Here is a 21,636-nt window from a genome sequence, read left to right as displayed (position 1 = left end):
AGATTGATTCATTTATCAATCAGTGATTTTGAAATTCAATAGCCATTATTTTATTTTCTGAATATCGGAAAATTATATGGGAAAAATTCAGAAAATAGAATGCTTAATTTAAAAAATATTATTCATAAGTATCAAGATAAATTTGCCGTAAATGATGTTTCTTTGGAAGTTAAATCGGGTGAAATTTTAGCGATTGTAGGAGAAAGTGGCTCTGGAAAAACGACTTTATTAAATATTATTTCGGGAAATATTATGCCAGAAAATGGTGTATTAAGCATTGATAATGAGGTGATTGATATTTATTTCAATCGTTTGATAAAAGAATTACCAAATATCAAACTTGTACCGCAAGATTATCGACTAAAACCCGATTATACCATTTATGAAAATATCGACCTTGCCCTTACGAAATATACCCACCAATACAGACGTGAAAGAGTAACTGAGTTAATGGTTTTATGTGGTATTTCAGAAATAAAAAATAAAAAACCACGTGAAGTGTCGGGAGGGGAGAAGCAACGTACCGCCATTGCAAGAGCCATTGCGGAAGAACCATTGGTTTTACTTTTGGATGAACCTTTTAGCAATTTAGATTCTATTAATCGTACCCATTTACGGTCAAAGATTGTTGAAATTATTCGTCAGGAGGAAATTGCGTGTATTTTGGTAACCCACGATTTACTTGATGCTTTTTTGGTTGCGGACAGGATTGCTATTATGCAGAAAGGGAAAGTTTTAATGATTGATACTCCTTTAAATATCTTGCAAGAATTTGAAAATCAATATATTAAGGATTTTGTAAGCAGTGCCGTTCAGCCAATTAAAGATTTTATGGAAGGTTTTGGGAAAAATATGAATTTTGATGTTTGATGTCGTTCTCTGATGTTTATTTGTAATTAAAGCGTTTTTATGCCAAGTATCGAAAGGCGAGATATGCACATCGATATTATCGTTTTTCTTCTTTTACATCAATACCTTTTTTGGAAGAATATTTAGAACGGTCAAGCAAATAAACATCAAGAATGGCTTTGGGGCGTGCTAAATATTCTCGAAGATAGGTTTTATAACCCGCAGGAACGTCTTGAGCCGCAAAAGCCACTGCATCAACGCCAAGTTCATGAGCGAGAAATAAGGCACGTGCATTGTGAGTTGGTTGTGAAATAATGGTAAACTTTTGCTGATTAAAAACCTCTTTACATCGAATGATTGAGTCATAAGTTCTGAAACCTGCGAAGTCTAAAGTCATTACATTTTCGGGTACACCCAATGACATTAAAGCCTTTTTCATATCATTTGGTTCATTATAAAAAACCGAATCATGATTGCCACTCAATATCAAAAACTTTACTTTTCCTTCTTTATATAACCGAGCGGCGGCTTCCATTCTGTATTTAAAAAACTTATTTTCTTTACCTCCTATAATAGCTTTACTTGTTCCCAAAACTAATCCTACATCATTGGAGGGCATTTTTTGTAGATTATAAAAGTTGTTTTTTTCGGTAGAAAGTACAATCCAAATATTTGCCAACAGAACTCCCAATAGCAAAAAGAAACCTAATGCTATTAGACCTTTTATAGAATTTTTGAGGTATCTCATCCATTCCAAAGGCTGTTCAATTGATATTTCGAGTGTGTTTTTCATTCATTATATTTTGATATATGATTTGCTAATTTTAAGAAATTAGCAAATCATATATATCAACAAGACTCTCCTAAAATAAACCTAACTGTTCTCCCGTTCCTACGTCGGTCAATTCAGGAAATTCAATTTCTTCTGGCTCAATCAACTTTTTAGGTAGTTCAATTTCAACAACATTCTCCGTATTTTCTTGTACTTCAATTGCTTCCACCTCAACAATACGTGATTCTAAGGGCTTGATTGATTGAACTTTAAAGGTAGTCAATTTTGCTCCCATTGCTTTCCAACCTCTAATGTCTGTTAATTCATCAAGATTGATTTCTTCCACCACTGCTGGCGAAGAATTATCCTTTTTGTAAGATAACTCAATTCGTGGGTAAACATCTACCGACGCTAAGGTCAACTTTGAGCCTTTTTCATCCGAAATAAACAAAAACTTCTTGTCAATCGTAGTGGTTTCTATCCTGAAGCGTTTTACATAATACAATTTAGAGCCTCCATCATAATACACTACTGTAATTATACTATCTGGAATAAATTTTGTCAGCACCATCACATCTTTTGTTTCATAACGATTGGTGAGTTCAAAATTGGTTAGTTCGTACTGACCGTCATTATAAATTACTAAAATGTTATCTTTTGCATCAAAATTGCCTAAATATTTACCGTGTTCGTCACGATTCAGTCTTCCAACATTTTCGTCATAATAAATATCTACGCCTCCTAAAGTGGAAACTCCTGCTGATTTTTGAATGATTTTTCTTACGGGATATTTGGTTAAAACATTCCCCATAGAATCACGACCTTTAATCAAAAGTGTTTTGAAATCATATTCAAATTGCTTAACACGGGCAGTACAAGATGCTGTTAGGTTCACCTGTATGGTTTCGGCCTCACCATTTTCATTAGCGGTAAAGTACAATATTTTTGATTTAGGATTTCCTGCTGTTAAATCGTATTCACGGTCACGAGTTACTGCGGTTACTTTAAAACGCTTCACATAAGAAACCCCTGATTTTGCGTCAAAATAAACTAAATTATAAACTTTTCTGTCATCATTTTTCTTGAATACAGAAACATAAATTATATCTTTTCCGACAAAAACTTTTTCTTGAACCTTAGTTACAACGCACTTTCCATCTTGGCGAAATACAATTATGTCGTCAATATCAGAGCAATCCATTACAAATTCTTCTTTTTTCAAACCATAACCAATAAAACCTCCTACACGGTCAACGTATAATTTTTGATTATTGGCAGCTACAACGGCAGCAGAAATAGTATTGAAGTTACGAATTTCAGTTTTACGTTCACGACCTTTTCCGTGTTTCTTCAAAATTTCTTTGAAATATTCAATTGAATATCGAATGATATTTGCCAGATTGTCAAGCACTTCTGCTAATTCATCCTGCAAACGTTTCATTAGTTCATCTGCTTTGAAGGCATCATATTTTGAAATTCTTTTGATTCTTATTTCTAATAATCTTAAAATATCTTCTTCAACAATTTCACGATAAAATTGTGGTTTATAAGGTTCTAAACCCTTATCTACCGTTGCGATTACATCTTCAAAAGTTTCACATTCTTCAATCTCACGATAAATTCTATTTTCGATAAAGATTTTTTCAAGTGAACTAAAAAGAAGTTTCTCCATCAATTCATCTCGACGTATTTCTAATTCTCTTTCTAATAATCTTACGGTCTGTTGTGTACACGTTTTTAGAATTTCAGAAACACCCACAAAGTGTGGTCTGTCTGCAATAATAACACAAGCATTTGGAGAAATAGAAATTTCACAATCTGTGAAGGCATAGAGTGCATCAATGGTTACATCTGGAGAAACGCCAGCCGCCAATTGTACTTGAATCTCAACGTCTTTTGCCGTATTGTCAATTACCTTTTTAATTTTGATTTTACCTGCATCATTGGCTTTAATGATGGATTCAATCAAATTGGTAGTGGTGGTTGAGAAAGGAATGTCTTTAATAAGAAGTGTTTTTTTATCAAATTCCTCAATTCTTGCTCTTACTCTAATTTTTCCGCCACGGTGTCCATCTTGATAATTTGAAATGTCCACAGAACCACCCGTCAAAAAGTCTGGATACAGCTCAAAAGGCTTGTTTTTTAATACAGAAATAGAAGCTTCAATAAGTTCTACGAAGTTATGAGGCATAATTTTGGTGGATAGTCCAACCGCAATACCTTCTACACCATGAGCCAATAAAAGTGGGAATTTGACAGGAAGAGCAACAGGTTCTTTTTTTCTACCATCATACGAAAGTTGCCATTCAGTAGTTTGTGGATTAAAAATAACATCTAAAGCAAACTTTGATAAACGTACTTCAATATAACGAGCTGCGGCTGCACCGTCACCAGTACGATAGTCTCCCCAGTTTCCTTGACAGTCAAAAACTAAATCTTTCTGACCTAAATTCACCATTGCATCATTAATCGAAGCATCGCCGTGCGGGTGATACTGCATCGTTTGTCCAATTACATTAGCAGCCTTATTAAAGCGACCGTCGTCCATTTCTTTTAGGGCATGAAGAATACGACGTTGAACAGGTTTCAATCCATCTTCAACAGCAGGAACTGCACGTTCAAGAATTACATAAGAGGCATACTCTAAGAACCAGTTTTCATATAGACCAGCTACGGCAACTTGTTCTTGCAGAGCGTCTTTCGGGGTTAAATCGACATTATTTTCTTCTAAATTTTCAGGCAGGTTTTCGTTTTCCATCGACAATTTAATTCCTTCTTTTGGTTTGTTTCGTATTGACTTTGCTTGTTTTAGAATTTACAATTGAAACTTTAATAAGGTTTCTTAGAATTGATAAATTCTTCTCATACACACAATAAGACCCTAATTTACGCAAAAAATACGAATGAAAAAAGTTGAAAAACCGAAACGTTACTGATTCAGAATTTTATATTTTGTGGGGTAGTAAATGAAATGATTATTATTTTTTTGTAAAATTCCAATTGTGTATTCATTTGCGGGCATTGCATCTGTCATTATTGTAGAGTAAAAACCATTATTAAAATATTGCCCTGTTAGTAGTAGGCTTTTTTTACTGTTTCGGAGATGAGTTGTTGCACCAACGAAAAGATTTTTATCAGATTTGAAAATCACAAAGACATCACCGTTGAAGGGTAGTGTAAGGTTTTGGAGATGAAAAATTCTTCGATAATTTGACCCCGCAATACTAAACGTTAAGGAAGAATCTTTTTGAATTTTGATGGGTAATGCTATCCCATTTTTTGACACTAATTTATCAAGATTTTGAATGGCTGAGGTTAATGAACTTTCAGGAAAAACGCTTACTCCATCATTGAATGATTGCTTTAAAATATCTGAAATATTAGCATTAAAAGATTTGTCATTTACCAACGAAAGTCCATTCATTTGGTAATTAATGGCGTCGGCTTCTTGAGTATCCTTTTGATATGAAAGTATCTCTAACTTGGTGTACCAAGCGAAAATACTGTACAAAACTCCTAAAACCAAGAACGTGATTCCGATAAATTTGGTGAATATTTTTGATTTTATTACTAAAATCGATAGATACAATAACAATAAGGTAATCACAGAATTGTGCAAATATCTATTTTGAAATCCTGCCTCTATTGAACTCCATGAACGACTCAATGATACCAATCCAGATGTAATAGCAAAAAAAGCAAATACGGCTAAAATAAAAAGTTTTTCTTTAGAGATTATCGTTGAGTGGTCAAATATTTTTTTCTTGAAAAATACATTCCAAAGAAAAATAAGATTCAAGATTAATAATGAACCAAATATTATCAACCCAATCGAAATTGCGAAGTAAATACCTGAATTTGATTTGAAAAACTCACGTATGAAACTGCCCCAAAAACCACCAAAACAGCCAATTAATTGTAAAGGGTTGCTCAAACTTCCTATAATATTTGAATTTTGAGCAGTGTAATAACCCCAAAAATAGGCGATGGAAATTACTAATATTAAAATGCACCAAGCCAATAATTCTTTATGTCGCTTTTGGATAAATAATAGTACCCCAACTACACCCAATGCAAATAAACCATTGCCATGTGTGAAGGTAAGTATTAGGGCAATAATAATAGAAAACCAAAAATATTTGGGTGGGAAATACACAATACTATAAAACAAAAGCATAGACCAAAAGATATTTCCTACTTGTTGTAATATAGAAATTGTCCAATAAAAATTTTGTTGAGACGAAGGTTGAAATATGAAAAAAGCGATTGGAAGGGCATACCAAATAGGTAAGTTTATTTTTTTGATAATCTGATAAAAAAAAACAAAAATGCCAAAGTAATAAAATGCTGCAATGGTGTTTAACACTTTCCAATCGATATGTCCTTGAATATAAAAATCAAGTAGAACAATGAGTCGTGGAAAGACAATTCGGTGTTCATTGTGTAGATTCCACAGTGCTTTAAGTTTTTCACTTAAACTTAATGAACTGTCTTGGGTGAGTGTAACGTATCTGAGGAGATGAAAATCGTCTTCGAAAAAGAAATTATAGGCAAAGTGATAACAAGCGATATAAAATACCCCAATTAATATAATAATGGTTACGCCAGAAAGTGAATTTAGAAATGAATTAAGTTTAGTGTGTGTCATTATACAATTTTGTAGCGAAACTTTCCAAATACAAAACTAAGAGATAGGTAGAATTTGATTATTCAGAAATGGGTTAATTTATTTAACGGTATTTTATTTGGAAGTTTCTAAGATGGTTAAAAGTTCGGATATCATCATGGCAGTAGCACCCCATACCGTATGGTTTTGAATATTATAAAAGGGTGCATATATCTCTACACCTCTGACATTCAGCATTTTACGACTTATAATATTGGGGTCGGTAATTTCAGCTAAAGGAATTTCCACCACTTTATCAACTTCTCTTGGGTCTGGATAAAATTCTGGTTTATGCGTAAGGTAGCCAACGACTGGTTGAACATAAAAATTAGAAGGAGGAATGTACAATTTTGTCAATTCGCCTAATATTTTCACATCAGTTAGCCTTACTCCAATTTCTTCTTGAGCTTCTCGCATGGCAGTTCTGATAAGATTTTCATCTTCTTTTTCGGCTCTTCCTCCTGGAAATGCCATTTGTCCGCCGTGAACACCATCATATTCTGGACGTAGAATTAAGGGTAGAAATATTTGATTATCAGAAGGATAGAATAAAATAAGCACAGCACTCTCACGTGTCCTTTCATTTGGAGAGGGCATTTTCAATTTTAATCTTGACTCCGATGCCATTTTTTCATGAGCAACTTTTCCAGGTAGTGGTTCTTGAAGTCTGGCGGTCAATTTTTCAATAAAAGAGTTAAAGTGCTTCATATATTCAAACGGTTAAGTTTTTCTTTAGGAATAGAATCGCCTTCAAAAAATCATTCCTCAACAATAATATTCTACCAATTTTTCGGCACAACGTTCACCATCCATTGCTGCTGACATAATTCCGCCCGCATATCCCGCCCCTTCACCACAAGGAAAAAGACGTTTAATTTCAAGATGTTCTAAACTATCTCTATCTCTCGGAATCCTCACAGGTGAAGAAGTTCTGCTTTCTATTCCAATAATTTGGGCTTGATTTGAAGCGTAATATTTCATTTTTTGCCCAAATTGTTTTAATCCTTCTTGTAATGGTCTTGCGATAAAATCAGGCAAAACGGCACTCATATCTGAGGAAATTAAACCTGGTTGATAGGATGTATCTAATAAATTTTTCGAAACTTTATTTTTGATAAAATCGTCAACTAATTGAGCAGGAGCAGTTTGTCCTCCGCCAGCCATTTGACAGGCTTTTTGCTCTAATTCTTTTTGTAATTGTAAACCTGCTAATGCCCCAAACTGTTTGTAAGGTTGTAAATCCACCTCATTGATAGCGACAACCATGCCCGAATTAGCAAATTTTGAATCTCTACGAGAAGGAGACATTCCATTGACCACTAATTCTCCTGGAGCTGTGGCGGAGGGAACAATAAATCCTCCTGGACACATACAAAAAGAAAAAACGCCTCTTTGAATACCCTTAAAAAAAGTTTGCCCCACCAAACTATAAGACGCAGCGGGTAAATATTTTCCCCTTTCTGGACGATGATACTGTAACGAATCTATCAGACTTTGTTGATGTTCAATCCGAACTCCCATTGCATAAGGTTTCGCCTCAATTAACACATCACGTTTTTGGCATAATTCAAAAATATCTCTTGCCGAATGTCCAGTAGCTAAAATAACTCCTAAGCCTGATATTTCATTACCATTTTCTAAAATAACACCTTTTATTTCTTTATTTTGAAGGATAAAATCAGTCACTTTCGTGTTGAAATGAACTTCTCCGCCTGCCGACAAAATACTTTCACGTAGTTCTGCGACCAATTGAGGCAATTTATTAGTGCCAATATGGGGGTGAGCATCCACTAAAATTTCTTCCGTTGCTCCATGTGCTACAAATATTTCTTGAACACGACGAATATCGCCACGTTTTTTACTTCTCGTATATAATTTACCATCCGAGTAAGTTCCTGCACCACCTTCGCCAAAGCAATAATTGGATTCTGGATTAACAATATGGTCTTTATTGATAGCCGCTAAGTCTCGTCTTCTTGTTCTAACGTCTTTACCTCGTTCAATAAGAATTGGTTTTATGCCTAATTCAATTAAACGAAGTGCCGCAAATAATCCTGCTGGGCCTGCTCCGACAATAATGGCTTGTCGAGCGTTTGATACATTTTGATATTTTTTTTGAAAAGCAATGACAGGTGTAGGCGTTTCATCAACAAATACTTCTGCTGAAACATTTACTTTTACTTGCCTTCCACGTGCATCAATTGAACGTTTCAGAGGACGAATAAATGATGGAGCATTTTCTGGTAAGCTAAGAAGTTGATGAAGATGTGTTCTGAAATTTTCTTGGTCAAATGCAATTTCAGGTTCTAAGACAAGGGAAAATTGTTTGTGCATAATGAGTAACACAGACTTCAGTCTGTACAAAGATTAAATTAACAGACTTAAAGTCTGTGTTACTAAAACTATTTCAATGGTAAGAAAACCATATTCACAGGGATTTCTGTATTATTGTATTTTATATTGTTTCTCAAAATCATTTTTTGTTTTGATAATTCAATTACACCAAATGTTCCCTTAAAACCTTGAATATTGATGTCTAATTTGGTATCATTTTCAGAAAGTCCCCATGTGCCATAAGACGCAGGTTGTTTAGAAATTTTGTCGTAAGAACGAACAATGCCCGTATTTTCAAAAATATAGGTCAATTGATTGATAAATTTAGCATCTCCCGCAAACAAAGCAGGGTCTATCGGAGTATTGTCAGCCAATGTGAAACCATCCACAATCCATTCGGTTGATTTTATGGCATCGGTTTTGGTAACTGCTGGGTCAGTTGTTGAGTCTTTAGCACAAGAAAAAATACTTAGACTTAAGATTAAAATAAATAATAATTTGATGCGTGTCATATCGTTATGGAGTTATAATTTCGAAATATTAAAATTATACGATTAAAATTAAATTGTCGTATGATGAACAATGAATACAAATTTAAAAATTTTAATTGATGAATGTTTGACATTTATCCAGTAAACGTGATAAAAAAGGGTTTTATTTTTTTGTTTTTTATTCTGACGAATCAAGTTTTGGGACAAACTGATTGTCAAATGTCTTTTTCATACACTCGTTCCACGAATAATGGTGTTGTTAATTGGCAACAATTTCCTGAGTTTTCTCTTCCATTCAAGATAGTTTATAATGGGCCAAGATTTGGCGATTCTTTGCAATTACCTTTAAAACACGGCTTTACTCATTTAGCCAATTTTAATCGTCATGATGGTAATTTACCCTTAAAGAATAGAGCGATTTTGTGGGGCGGTGTTGCCAGTTTAGTAGGGCAACCGTGGTATGAAATCGAGAGTCCTTGGGCAAATGATTTGACAAAATATCAAGAAAAATGGAATACTGATATGCGAGCAATGGCAGGAATGTTTAATGATACGCAGGGGCAAGCAATGCCAAATTTAGATATTTTATTGTTAGATGTTGAGCGTGAAATTCCCACCGATGCTGCCATTCGTTTCTTGAAATCAGATACTACTTTGCCTGCTCAATACCGTAAATTATCAGATGTTGATTTTACGGAAAGATACAAATTAGATTTGTCTAAATTATATGCAGAACCTATTAAGTATTTGAAAGCCAATGGAATATCAAATGCTACCAACTTTGCTTCATATTCTGATGCTCCTGTCAAAAACTCAGAATTTCCGCTGAATTATACATGGCAGGAATGGCAAACTTCTGACAAAGTGTTGAATTATTACATGGTGGATTCGGTCAGTAAAAAAGTAGGAGGGGAGTTTTATCAACAGAATACGTTTTTAGCACCTTCAGCATATTTTTGTTACGAATATAGTTTATTGAAAGAATATCCCAATATTGCTTATCAGCTTTTCCAGATTGAAGCTAATGCTGCAAGAAGCGAGAAAGAAATTATGCTTTTTCAATGGCTTACTTATAATAAGTGTCAGGCAAATTCAACTTATCGCTATAACATCGCTATCAAAGATTATTTAATTGAGGCTCAGGCTATTTTTCCCTATTTCTCAGGGGCAAAAGGTGTTTGGCTCTGGGAAGGCCCCATTACTCCTGATACCCTTAACTATTCTACTTACGAAACTTACATAAACTCATTGTATCGCCTTTCGCAGTTTAAAGATTTTTTCGTAGGAAATCATCGCTTAGTTATTCCAAAATCAGCTTATCAGCATTTTCAAGACCGTGACCCCGTTTGGCGTGGCGTGGTAAAAGGAAATGAAATTTTGATTGCAGCTATTAATGAATTTGCCAATGATAATGAAACGACGGAACTGTTGGTGAGTTACGGCGGATGGTCGCAAAAAATTCAATTAAAGGGCAAGCAGACATTTTTGTGTAAATTCCCTTTGCCCGATTTGCAAACCAATTATTTACTGTACCCAAATCCGTCAAAAGGAACATTTACTTTTGAATATTTTGGGGATACATTCTTGACTGGAAATCTTAAAATTGTTGATATTTTAGGAAGAGAAGTTCTAAATCAACATTTGTCTGGCAATAGTAGAAAACAATCGTTTGATTTGAAATTAGCCTCTGGAAGCTATTTTTTGCAGTATGTGGAGGGTGAAAAAACTCTGACGAAGAAGATTGTTATTGAGTAGTTCTAAACCCTTCCCGAAAATTCTGAAACTTTCGGGAAGGGTTTTAAGTGATTTTAAAATCGGAACTATCTACAATTTGTCGCAGAATAAAATTAGCCCACAGATTGTACTGATTCAACTGATTTACACGGATAAATTTAAAGAAAAATCAGTGTAAATCTGTTTTATCTGTTCTATCCGTGGTCTAATTTTGTCTTGCGACAAATAGTAGATAATTCCGTTTAAAATTAATCTTTATTTCTTTTTTCATAAGAGCGACCGTACTTTTTCTTCATTTCATCGGCGTGGTTTCTTCTTACATTTACTTTCTTATTTTTATCCGACTTTTCGTGGAATGCTTCGCCAGCTCCTTCTCTTTTTGGGGCTTTTACTTCGGTTGCTTTGGTATAAACTTTAGGTATTTCGTCTAATAAAGTTTGGGCTGAAATCTGAACGTTTTCAGGAAGTTCCAATTTAGGAATTTCATAATTCATCAGTTTCTCAATTTCTGCCAAATATTCCATTTCTCTTTCAATCACGAATGACATCGCAACTCCTTTTCGTTCAACTCTACCTGTACGACCGATGCGGTGAACATAATTTTCGGGAGCATTGGGTAGGTCAAAGTTGATAACGTGCGTAACTCCCGCCACGTCTAAACCACGAGCGATGACATCAGTGGCAATTAAGAATCTTATTTTACCTTCTTGAAAATCATTTACCGAAGCAAATCTATGATTTTGAGCCTTATTTGAGTGAATAACACTCATTGAATCGGCAAATTCTTCCGTTAATTCTTCAAAAACAAGGTCGGCCAAATGCTTCGTTGACACAAAAACCAAAACTTTACTCATGTCTGGATTTTCGTTTAATAGCAATTTTAAGAAGTTGATTTTCGTGAAGAAGTTGGGAACGGAGTAGTAAGATTGGGCAATATTATCTAAAGGTGTTCCAACGGGCGTTGCTTCAATTCTTAATAAATCATTGAAATAATCTTCAATCAGAATTTCTACTTCGTGATTTAAGGTTGCCGAAAACATCAAATTTTGTCTTTTTTCGGGTAAACGGTCGAAGATATTTTTTAGTTGAGCTCTAAAACCCAAATTGAGCATTTCGTCAAATTCATCGATGACTAATTTTTTAATCCCTTTTGGTTTTAAAACACCCGTCGCCAATAAATCAACAATTCGTCCAGGAGTACCTACCAACATATCTAAACCTTGTGCAACCTCCGCTGCTTGTGGTCTTAAATTGACACCGCCGTAAACACCTACAACGTTCATACTCAAATATTTACTTAATTTTTGAACTTCTTCAACCACTTGAATTACTAATTCACGAGTGGGAACAATGATCAAAAACTGAGGGTTTTTCTCTTTTGAAAATTTGAATTGACGGAGACACGGTAATAAATAGGCAAATGTTTTACCAGTACCCGTTTGGGCTATTCCACAAACATCCCTGCCTGACATTACGGCGGAAAATACTTTTTCTTGAATAGGCGTTGGCGATGAAATACCAAGGTCTTCGAGGGCATTTAATAGTTGTTTGTTGAGATTTAATTCGTTGAAAGTCATAACGTTTGTAATAATTTTGTCACAAAGGTACGCTTAAAGATTAGGAAAGATAAATGAATGAGTACAATTTATCTTTTATGTCAATTCTCACAAAAAGAATGTTATCTCAATCCTATTTTGTCTCTGATTATTTACTTTTGCCTTCATGAAATTAAATTTATTACTCTTTATTTTGATTCTTACAGGTTGCCAAAAATCGCAACCCAAAGAAATTGATACTGCTTTTTATTTTTGGAAATCTAACTTTCAATTGCTTGAAAATGAAAAGTTTACGCTCAAAGAAAATGGCGTAAATAAACTGTATATCAAGTTCTTTGATATTTCGTGGAATGAAGGAAAACATACTTTTCAAAAAGATGCTCCAATTCGTTTTTCTGAAAAATTACCCGATTCCTGTCAGATAATTCCAGTGGTTTTTATTACGAATCAAACACTTAAAAATATTCCCCAAAATGAAGTTGATTCTTTGGCAAATTTCATTTTAAAGGGCATTTCAAAATTATCCCCCAAAGTTTATCAAGCTATTCAAATTGATTGTGATTGGACGCTTTCCACGAAACAAAAGTATTTTTCATTGTTGAAAACGCTCCAAAAATCAGACTTACATTTATCTGCTACAATTCGATTGCATCAAGTGAAATTTTATGAAAAAACAGGTATTCCGCCCGTAGAACGTGGCATGTTGATGTGCTATAATATGAGCGATTGGCGAAGTTCTATTACGTTAAATTCGATATATTCTCCCAAACTTTTAAAGCAATATACCGAACGATTGGCTCAATATCCCTTACCACTTGATGTCGTAATGCCCATTTTTCATTGGACAGTCGTGTTTAGAAATAATCGGTTTTTGTATTTTGTCAATAATTTGAGTGCCAAAACATTGAATGAAAATGAGAATTTTGTTCAAATAGCAGATAAACAGCAATTTACGGTAAAAAATGATGCTCAATTTCAAGGAATTTCAATCCGAAAAGGTGATATTTTTAGGTGTGAAGATGCTCCTTTTGAAGATATTTTGAAGGGTTCTCGCAACATTTTGGAAAAAATACCAAACCAAAAACTTACATTTGCTTTGTATCATCTTGACTCCCAAAGTATTTCTTATTATTCCCATGAACAAATTAATGAACTCCTTCACATTAACAAAACGCTCTATTAAAATTTTGGCTATTTTCACTCTCCTTGCTTGTGGCCCTGGCATGGTAGATGTGGACGAATTTATGAGTTTTTTTATGCCAGAAAGCACCAATGCAACGGCTAAAAATCAAAAATATAATTACACCAGTAGCTTTTTTTACGGAATGAATGGATTTGGAAACGAAGAAGACACCATTGACCTCTGCAAAATTGAAAACATGGCTGCTTGGCAAAAATATTGCAACAATAAAGTTTCTGGGAACGAAATAGCAAAGGGAATTTATGGGAAATTTGGTAGCTCAGTTTTGCAAAAATATTTGACTCAAAATAAAAATGAATTGGCGAAAAACTACATCATTTTAGCCAAAGAAATTGACATAGATTTTGAAAAAACAGTCAATTCTTATGAAGGTGAAGAAAATAAATATGTTTCCCAAGCGGATGTTTTAGAACAAAAAACTTTAGCATTAATCAATATTGCCAAGCAAAATAAAGATAGTTTTATTGAGGAACGTGTTGCTTTTCAGTTAGTTAAGTTTTCGGCATTGAAAAAGAATTATGAAGAAACAGTAAGTCGTTACACAAAATTGATAGAACCTATTTCACCAAAAACTTTCATTTCAGATTGGGCTTTAATGCGAAAAGCAGAAGCAGAAACCAGTTTGGGAAACAAAGCGGAGGCGTACTATGATTTTGCTCAAGTTTTTGACCGTAGTGAGTCGCACCGCAACCAAGCGGATATTGTGGTACGAGCCAGAATTGACAGTTTGGTAATTGATGATTCAGTTTTGAAATTCTGTAAAAATGACCATGAAAAATCGGCTGTTTATGCTTTTGCAGGCATTAAACCTGCAATGGATGCTTTGCCAATGTTGGAACAAATGGTAGCAATTGAACCCCAGAATCCGATGATTGAGTTAATTATGGCTCGTGAAATCAATAAAAACGAAGCTTATTATTATCGTCAAATAGAGTGGGAATATGTGGAAGATTCAACCGAGAATAAAAATAAACAACAAATTGCTTCGGATTATTGGTCAAAATTGAAAGAATTTTCGGTGAAATGTGCTGAAAACCAAAAGCTTCCTAAAACGGGGTTTTGGCAAATTGCTTCGGCTTATATGGAATATATTGAAGGAGATTTGGCAAAATCAGAGGAGTTTTTAACTCAAGCAAAATCGGTTAATTCTCAAAATAATGGCTTGAAAAATCAGATACTTATCCAAGAATTATTACTAACAAGTAAGAAAGCCAAAGAAATTACGCCCGAAGTTGAAATGGCTTATTTGCCACTGTTAGAGCAGATTGGTAAGCCTAAAGGTTTTAGAATGAGTAATGCCGTTTTAGAATCGTGCAATATCTTAGCTTCAAAATATCGTGGCGTTCAACCTGTTGCGAGTAATGAGACAAAAGGAGGTTTTCTTTCAAGTTGTTCTGGAAAGAAATCGTCGGAAAATGTGGTAGTATCTGTGCCAAATGCCATTGCAAAAGCATATTTATTGACGATGCTTACGACGTATCAAATAAATAGTGGTGAAGAATACGGTGGCTATATGTCGCAAAGAGATATGTTTCCAATAGAAGATACGACTTCATTACAAACAGTTGAAAAATTGGTTCAATATTATACAGAACCCAATAAATCTGATTTTGATAAAGGTTTACAAAAATTAGTCGGGTTTTCAAATGATCAACTTTATACGCTCATGGGCAGACGAGCAATGGACGAACACAATTACGTAAAAGCAGCGGAGGCTTTTGGAAAAGTGAATCCTAAGGTTTGGAAAGAAGAAATTTGGACTACCATGTTCAACGAAGACCCATTTTATATTTCGCCAAAATTTGGTGATGAAAAGCCAAATACGAGCTATTCGCCTTATACTTTTGCCCAAAAAATGGCTGAATTAGAAGTTAAATTAAAGGCAAATCCCAATGATGGTGAAAGTGCTTATTTATTGGGTTGCGGAGCATTTAATACCACAACGCACGGAAATTCATGGATTTTGAGACGGCACGGCTGGAGTGGTTCGGAAGTAAATTCTTACAACGGGAAAAGTTATCAAAATGATTATTATCAAGCGAATAAAGCAAAAGAATATTTTGAAATAGCCATGAAATCTGCTAATTCCGAAATTGCGGCAAAAGCTTGTTTTGGGGCAGCACAATGTGAAAGAGTGGCTTTTGATGTTTTTGTTTCGAGCCAAGATACTAATAACGAGGAAGATATGAATAAATTTACGAAGCGAATGGAAAAGGAGAGGATTGCTAAGTTTTCAACGTACTTCAAGCTCTTGAAATCGAAATACCAAAATACGGCTTATCAAAAACAGGTATTAGAAGAATGTGCGGATTATTCGGTTTTTGTGAGTGAGTAGGGACTTTCAATAATAATGGTCTGAACTATGATTTTTAGGATTTTATTTAATCTCAAAGTTTCTCAAATCTTAAAAATCATCGTTCAGACAAACAATATCATCATTAATCTGCCAAATGACCAAATTTACCATTATTAAAATCGTCAAAAGCTTCCATTAATTCTGCTCTGGTATTCATAACAAAAGGCCCATGTGCGGCAATTGGCTCATCAATTGGTTCACCACTGAGAATTAAAACGACTGAATCTTCTTTGGCTTCTACTACAAATTCTTCGCCTTCGTTGCTGAACAAAACAAAATTATCGGTTGGGACATTTTCGATACCATTTACCAAAACACTTCCTTCAATTACCAATAAACACGTATTAAAATGGGCAGGAAATGAAAAATCTGCTTTTGCTCCGCTTTTTATTTTAGCATTGAGCATATTAATGGGTGTAAATGTTGAAGCCATTCCTTCAATATTTTTATATTGACCTGCAATTACTTCAATTTCACCACCGTTATTTTCTAATTGATAACGCTCAATTTCACTATTTTTAATGGCTTGATATTTCGGTGTTGACATTTTGTCTTTGGCTGGTAAATTCACCCAAAGCTGAACCATTTGAAATTCTCCACCCGTTTTACTGAAATTTTCTTCGTGATATTCTTTATGTAAAACGCCCGAAGCCGCCGTCATCCATTGAATATCGCCTTCGCCGATAATGCCGCCGCCACCACTACTATCATGATGGGCAACTTTTCCTTTATAAGCAATAGTTACCGTTTCAAATCCACGATGTGGGTGAACACCAACACCTTTCGGTTCTTTACTTGGTGGAAAATAAAACTTTGAATTATAATCCATCATAATAAACGGACTCATGCGTTGCATATCCAAACCTCTTACGCTTGGAATAAAATTATGTACTCTAAAACCATCACCCACAAAGTGTGGTTCTCTTGGGGTTAAAACTGATTCTACTTTTTTCGTTGTCATGAAGGTAACACAGGATTCTAACCTGTCATTTTATTTTGTAACACAGGTTTCCAACCTGTCATTTTATTTTGTAGCACAGGTTTCTAACCTGTCATTTTATTTTGTAACACAGGTTTCTAACCTGTCATTTTATTTTGTAACACAGGTTTCCAACCTGTCATTTTATTTTGTAACACAGGTTTCCAACCTGTCATTTTGGTTTGTTATACAGGTTGAAAACCTGTGCTACAGTTATTGAGGAATTTGCTCGACCAAAATTTCCTGATTGGCTTTGTCAAAATACGTACAAGTCATTTTATCCAAATCAACAATCCATTTTTCCACGCCTGTTTCAGCACAATCTTTACAAAAAGTGAAATAATCGGTTTCTCCCTTTTGGTGGTTTTTTAGTTTTGAAATGAATAATTCACCACTACTTTCTTCAGCAATCGTTAGATTTTCATATTGAGCATTTGACGAAGTATTGAAATCGTCATCACCAAAATATTCGGTATGACTATCAAAGACCCACGTTTCAAAACTCTTTACGCCCAAAAGGATAATTTCTTGAATATACTTTGGAAAATCTGCTCCAGATTTTACTTTTGAATGAGCAAGTTCTATTTGTTCTACGGTAAACATAATGGGTGAATGGATAAAGTTAACAGCTATTATTTTAACATGAGTCTCTCTCAAAAGATTCACAACATACCGATTTGTAAGTATATTTGCTACCCAAAATTGAGATTAAGGCTTCATTTATTTTGCTGATTTAATCGCACCAACCCCAATATTATGAATCGTTTAGCAAAAGAAACTTCCCCCTATTTATTACAACACGCTCAAAACCCTGTGGATTGGTTTCCTTGGGGAGAGGAGGCTCTGGCGAAAGCAAAAGCTGAAAATAAGCCTATTTTGGTCAGTATTGGCTATTCAGCTTGTCATTGGTGCCATGTAATGGAGCATGAAAGTTTTGAAAAAGACGATGTTGCGGAGGTGATGAATAAACATTTTGTCAGTATTAAAATTGACCGAGAAGAACGCCCCGATATTGACGCAATTTACATGGATGCTGTGCAAGCAATGGGCGTACAAGGTGGCTGGCCTTTAAATGTTTTTTTAATGCCCGACGGAAAACCATTTTACGGAGGTACGTATTTTCCGAAACAAAACTGGATTAAATTGCTGGAAGCAGTCAACAATGGTTTTGCCAATAATCAAGAAGAACTGCAAAAATCGGCAGAAGGTTTTACCGAAAATATGCTTTTTAGAGAAACTGATAGATACGGTTTAATCTTTGAAAATCAGGATTTTGTACAAGCCGATTTAGATATGATGTACAAAAAACTGACCAATACCTTTGATGAAGAATGGGGCGGATTTCAAAGAAGTCCCAAGTTTCCGATGCCTTCCATTTGGATGTTTTTGTTGAGATATGCCAAAACGTCTCCCGAAGGATTAGCTCATTTAAAATTTACCCTCAATAAAATTGCGATTGGTGGAATTTACGACCAATTAGGCGGTGGTTTTGCCCGCTATTCTGTTGATAGTGAGTGGTTTTGTCCGCATTTCGAGAAAATGCTTTATGATAATGGGCAATTGGTCAGTTTATATTCCGAAGCTTATACACTCACGCAAGAAGAACTTTACAAAGAAACTGTTTACGAAACTATTGGCTGGCTAAAAAGAGAAATGGCCAGTCCCGAAGGTGGTTTTTATTCCGCTTTAGATGCCGATTCGGAAGGAGTGGAGGGGAAATATTACGTTTGGTACAAAGCCGAAATTGATGAGATTTTAGGAACAGATTCCGAAGCTTTCTGCAAAGATTATCAAGTTACAGAATATGGAAATTGGGAGCATGGCGTAAATATTCTTTGGAAAAATGATACAGTTTTAAACTCAAAATATAAAGAACAGATTGAGAAATTAAATCAAGAACGAAATAAACGTATTCGTCCAGGATTAGACGATAAAATTCTTTGTTCTTGGAATGGCTTGATGCTCAAAGGGTTGGTAGATGGCTATCGTGCTTTTGGTGAAGCAGAATTTTTGGAATTAGCTTTACAAAATGCTCATTTTATCAAAGATAAATTCTTGAAAGACAACATTTTGTCGCATAGTTATAAAAATGGAGAAATCAAAATTAAAGGCTTTCTCGAAGACTACGCCGCCGTAATTGATGCTTATACGAGTTTGTATCAAGCTACTTTTGAAGAAATTTGGTTGCATTTAGCCGAAAAATTAACGCTTTATGTTTGTCAGAATTTTTGGGATGAAGAAGACCAATTATTTTATTTTACCGACAAAGATGCGGAGGCACTAATTGCTCGTAAAAAAGAGATTTTTGACAATGTAATTCCGTGTTCAAATTCTATGATGGCTCGGAATCTTTATACTTTAGGCTTGTTATTGGACAGAGAAGATTTTAAGGGTTTATCTAAATTAATGCTCTGTAAAATGAAAGACTTATTGCTCAAAAATGTAGATTATTTAACCAATTGGGCGTGTTTAGCAACGCAAATGGTTTTGCCGACGGTGGAGTTTGCCATTGTTGGGAACAATGCCGACAAGTTTAGAAAAGAAATAGATTTAAGATTCCATCCCAATAAAGTTATATCTGGAACAAAAACTCAAAGTGAATTGCCTTTGTTGGAAAATCGTACTGCAAAAGCGGATGAAACCTTAGTTTTTGTCTGTTATAATAAAACGTGCCAATTACCTGTAAAGTCGGTTGAGGAGGCGTTTTTACAAATTCGGTAGATAATTTAACGCAGACGGTGGTTTTTTGTCCCGTCTGCGGTTTTGAAAATTAATACATAAATTCAATCCCTTCTGACTCCTTTTTATCGGCATACAAAATAATTTCCTGCATTTTTCCATTCAGCATAAATCGGATTGCACTGGTATTTGCTCCTTCTTTTCCTGTATTGTGGGCAAAAACGGTCAGTACATTTTGTTGATTTGGAAGAAATTTGAGAGTCAAAACTTTAGATTTTAGCGTAAGAGTATGTTTTTCGAGGAGATATTGACCATTAAAACAGACTGAAACTACATCTCCATCTTCATTTTCATGGTCAAAAAGTTGAATTTGTAATTCATTCTTGGTGATTTTATAATGATGTTTTACGATAACCTTACGTTCCATTTCACAATAAATTTTTTCAGCTTTCTGAACTTTGGCAGTAGGTTTTTGCAGTTGCATTAAAGGCAAATGATACGACATTTGAAAACCGATATACGCCCCATTTTCAAGAATATTATTTGCTCCCGTTGCTTGATTATTGTTGTAACCCGTAAAAGTATTTGAAACAAAACTTCCCGTAGGAATACCGATACGAATACCCATATCTAAGGAACGCATATCGTCGGCTCGTCGCCAGTAGGTTTTGCCAAGTTCCAGAAAGAAGAGGAAAGATTTTTGATTGACAACTTCACTTTCAATTTTAAAACCTTTGCCATTAAAAATCCATTCTTCTTGATTTTCAGCCGATTTGCCTAAATAATTCATCGTTCTGATACCCAATTGAACGTAATTTCGAGCTTCTCCCCAACTACGCCTTCCAAGTGATTTTGTGGTATATGTTGCACTTGCCGATAATCCTGAATAACGCATGGTGTTTTGCCATAAACTTGCCGTTTTATTATTCACAAAGAATCGGAAATCGTTTCCAATCGAATAACTATGCGGAATACAGGCATAATATACACCAGCTTCGCCTCTGAAAATTCGGTCGTTTTTTAATAATTTAGAAATATTTAAGCCTAAATCAAACGACCCGATTAGTCCAGTTAATTCAGTTTTCCCCGCTCGATTTACGCTTGAATTAATGGGGAAAGCAGTAAATGGAAACGGAAAATAACTAAAAACCCCTTGTTGAAAACCACTTGGAATGGTTGAAGATTGTGGCAAACCAAAAGTGAATATTGTACCAGAAGGATGAATAGAAATTGAACTAATGCCTTGTTTATTAGATAATTGAGCGTTGCAGTTTAAAGTTAGCACTAAACAGTTAACAGTAATTAATAGGAGAAGAAACTTGTATGTGCGTTGTCCAATATTCATTCTAAATTTTTAGTTTAATTGTAGTACACGGCAAACTGAAAACCACATTAACTTTTCAACTCATAATACTTACCGCTTTAACCCCATTCGCCATCACCTTTTAACTCCTTTACTTTATTCTCTCAGGATTTTCATTTACAAAAGCACCCCAACCTTTTTTCGTTCCTTTCATGGTAGCCATAATACTTGTTCCGTGAAAGTGGTGACAAACCGCAATGCCCAAAGCATCCGTTGCATCAAACATTTTAGCATCTAATTTCATCTTCAAAAGGTTATCAAGCATTGCTGCCACTTGTTCTTTTGAGGCATTTCCGTTGCCTGTCACCGATTGTTTTACGGTTTTGGGAGAATACTCAACAATTGGAATTTCACGAGAAAGTGCTGCTGCCATCACCACACCTTGAGCCCTGCCCAATTTTAGCATAGATTGTACATTTACCCCAAAAAATGGTGCTTCAATTGCCATCTCATCAGGCAAAAATTCTTCAATGATACCAATAATACGCTCGTAAATTTTCTTTAATTTCATTCCTTGCGTTGTATATTTGCTTACGTTTATGACTCCATACTGCAAAACTTTCATAGAATCACCTTGCGTCAAAATTACACCATAACCCATAAAACGAGTGCCTGGGTCAACTCCTAAAATTATTTTTTCTTTTATTTCAGCCATA

The 21,636-nt window shown here is 34.8% G+C and carries 16 protein-coding genes; 5 read left to right on the top strand and 11 right to left on the bottom strand.

Annotation, left to right across the window (positions count from 1 at the left end; genetic code table 11):
• Positions 1-99 precede the first annotated feature (99 nt).
• The gene (locus VB796_RS00335) at positions 100-870 is read left to right on the top strand and encodes an ABC transporter ATP-binding protein (protein WP_323344516.1); all 771 of its coding nucleotides are present in this window, start codon (positions 100-102) and stop codon (positions 868-870) included.
• 76 nt (positions 871-946) lie between these two features.
• Here VB796_RS00335 and VB796_RS00330 read toward each other — a convergent pair whose 3' ends face one another.
• From VB796_RS00330 to VB796_RS00305, 6 genes are all read right to left on the bottom strand, one after another.
• A complete protein-coding gene (locus tag VB796_RS00330) occupies positions 947-1,642 on the bottom strand; it encodes a SanA/YdcF family protein (protein WP_323344515.1) in 696 nt (231 codons plus the stop codon).
• 70 nt (positions 1,643-1,712) lie between these two features.
• Positions 1,713-4,379: a DNA gyrase/topoisomerase IV subunit A gene (locus tag VB796_RS00325; protein ID WP_323344514.1), complete on the bottom strand. Its 2,667-nt coding sequence runs from the start codon at positions 4,377-4,379 to the stop codon at positions 1,713-1,715.
• 171 nt (positions 4,380-4,550) lie between these two features.
• Positions 4,551-6,269: a hypothetical protein gene (locus VB796_RS00320; protein ID WP_323344513.1), complete on the bottom strand. Its 1,719-nt coding sequence runs from the start codon at positions 6,267-6,269 to the stop codon at positions 4,551-4,553.
• 93 nt (positions 6,270-6,362) lie between these two features.
• On the bottom strand, positions 6,363-6,995 hold the full coding sequence (locus VB796_RS00315) for a CoA pyrophosphatase (protein WP_323344512.1): 633 nt from the start codon (positions 6,993-6,995) through the stop codon (positions 6,363-6,365).
• 57 nt (positions 6,996-7,052) lie between these two features.
• Positions 7,053-8,621: an NAD(P)/FAD-dependent oxidoreductase gene (locus tag VB796_RS00310; RefSeq protein WP_323344511.1), complete on the bottom strand. Its 1,569-nt coding sequence runs from the start codon at positions 8,619-8,621 to the stop codon at positions 7,053-7,055.
• Positions 8,622-8,689: 68 nt separating this feature from the next.
• Positions 8,690-9,133, bottom strand: coding sequence for a hypothetical protein (locus VB796_RS00305; RefSeq protein ID WP_323344510.1), 444 nt, complete (start codon positions 9,131-9,133; stop codon positions 8,690-8,692).
• Positions 9,134-9,331: 198 nt separating this feature from the next.
• Between VB796_RS00305 and VB796_RS00300 the strand changes: the two genes are divergently transcribed.
• The gene (locus VB796_RS00300; protein WP_323344509.1) at positions 9,332-10,867 is read left to right on the top strand and encodes a T9SS type A sorting domain-containing protein; all 1,536 of its coding nucleotides are present in this window, start codon (positions 9,332-9,334) and stop codon (positions 10,865-10,867) included.
• Between the two features lie 227 nt (positions 10,868-11,094).
• Here VB796_RS00300 and VB796_RS00295 read toward each other — a convergent pair whose 3' ends face one another.
• Entirely contained in the window at positions 11,095-12,423 is a 1,329-nt protein-coding gene (locus VB796_RS00295; protein WP_323344508.1) for a DEAD/DEAH box helicase, read from the bottom strand.
• 145 nt (positions 12,424-12,568) lie between these two features.
• Here VB796_RS00295 and VB796_RS00290 point away from each other — a divergent pair, with 145 nt between their 5' ends.
• Together VB796_RS00290 and VB796_RS00285 are read left to right on the top strand one after the other, a co-directional pair.
• On the top strand, positions 12,569-13,585 hold the full coding sequence (locus VB796_RS00290) for a hypothetical protein (protein WP_323344507.1): 1,017 nt from the start codon (positions 12,569-12,571) through the stop codon (positions 13,583-13,585).
• Positions 13,586-13,589: 4 nt separating this feature from the next.
• Positions 13,590-15,938: a hypothetical protein gene (locus VB796_RS00285; RefSeq protein WP_323344506.1), complete on the top strand. Its 2,349-nt coding sequence runs from the start codon at positions 13,590-13,592 to the stop codon at positions 15,936-15,938.
• A gap of 103 nt (positions 15,939-16,041) precedes the next feature.
• Here the strand turns inward: VB796_RS00285 and VB796_RS00280 are convergent, their stop codons facing one another.
• Entirely contained in the window at positions 16,042-16,920 is an 879-nt protein-coding gene (locus VB796_RS00280; protein WP_323344505.1) for a pirin family protein, read from the bottom strand.
• Between the two features lie 231 nt (positions 16,921-17,151).
• A complete protein-coding gene (locus VB796_RS00275; protein WP_323344504.1) occupies positions 17,152-17,541 on the bottom strand; it encodes a DUF1398 domain-containing protein in 390 nt (129 codons plus the stop codon).
• Positions 17,542-17,694: 153 nt separating this feature from the next.
• Between VB796_RS00275 and VB796_RS00270 the strand changes: the two genes are divergently transcribed.
• Positions 17,695-19,659, top strand: a complete 1,965-nt coding sequence (locus VB796_RS00270) for a thioredoxin domain-containing protein (RefSeq protein WP_323344503.1) — start codon at positions 17,695-17,697, stop codon at positions 19,657-19,659.
• 49 nt (positions 19,660-19,708) lie between these two features.
• Here the strand turns inward: VB796_RS00270 and VB796_RS00265 are convergent, their stop codons facing one another.
• A complete protein-coding gene (locus VB796_RS00265) occupies positions 19,709-20,962 on the bottom strand; it encodes a hypothetical protein (RefSeq protein ID WP_323344502.1) in 1,254 nt (417 codons plus the stop codon).
• Between the two features lie 109 nt (positions 20,963-21,071).
• On the bottom strand, positions 21,072-21,635 hold the full coding sequence (gene ruvC, locus VB796_RS00260; RefSeq protein ID WP_323344501.1) for a crossover junction endodeoxyribonuclease RuvC: 564 nt from the start codon (positions 21,633-21,635) through the stop codon (positions 21,072-21,074).
• Position 21,636: the final 1 nt, after the last annotated feature.

It is taken from the genome of Arcicella sp. LKC2W (assembly GCF_034931005.1).
In the GTDB taxonomy this organism is placed as follows: Bacteria; Bacteroidota; Bacteroidia; order Cytophagales; family Spirosomataceae; genus Arcicella.
This window is presented reverse-complemented; position numbering and strand designations above follow the sequence as displayed.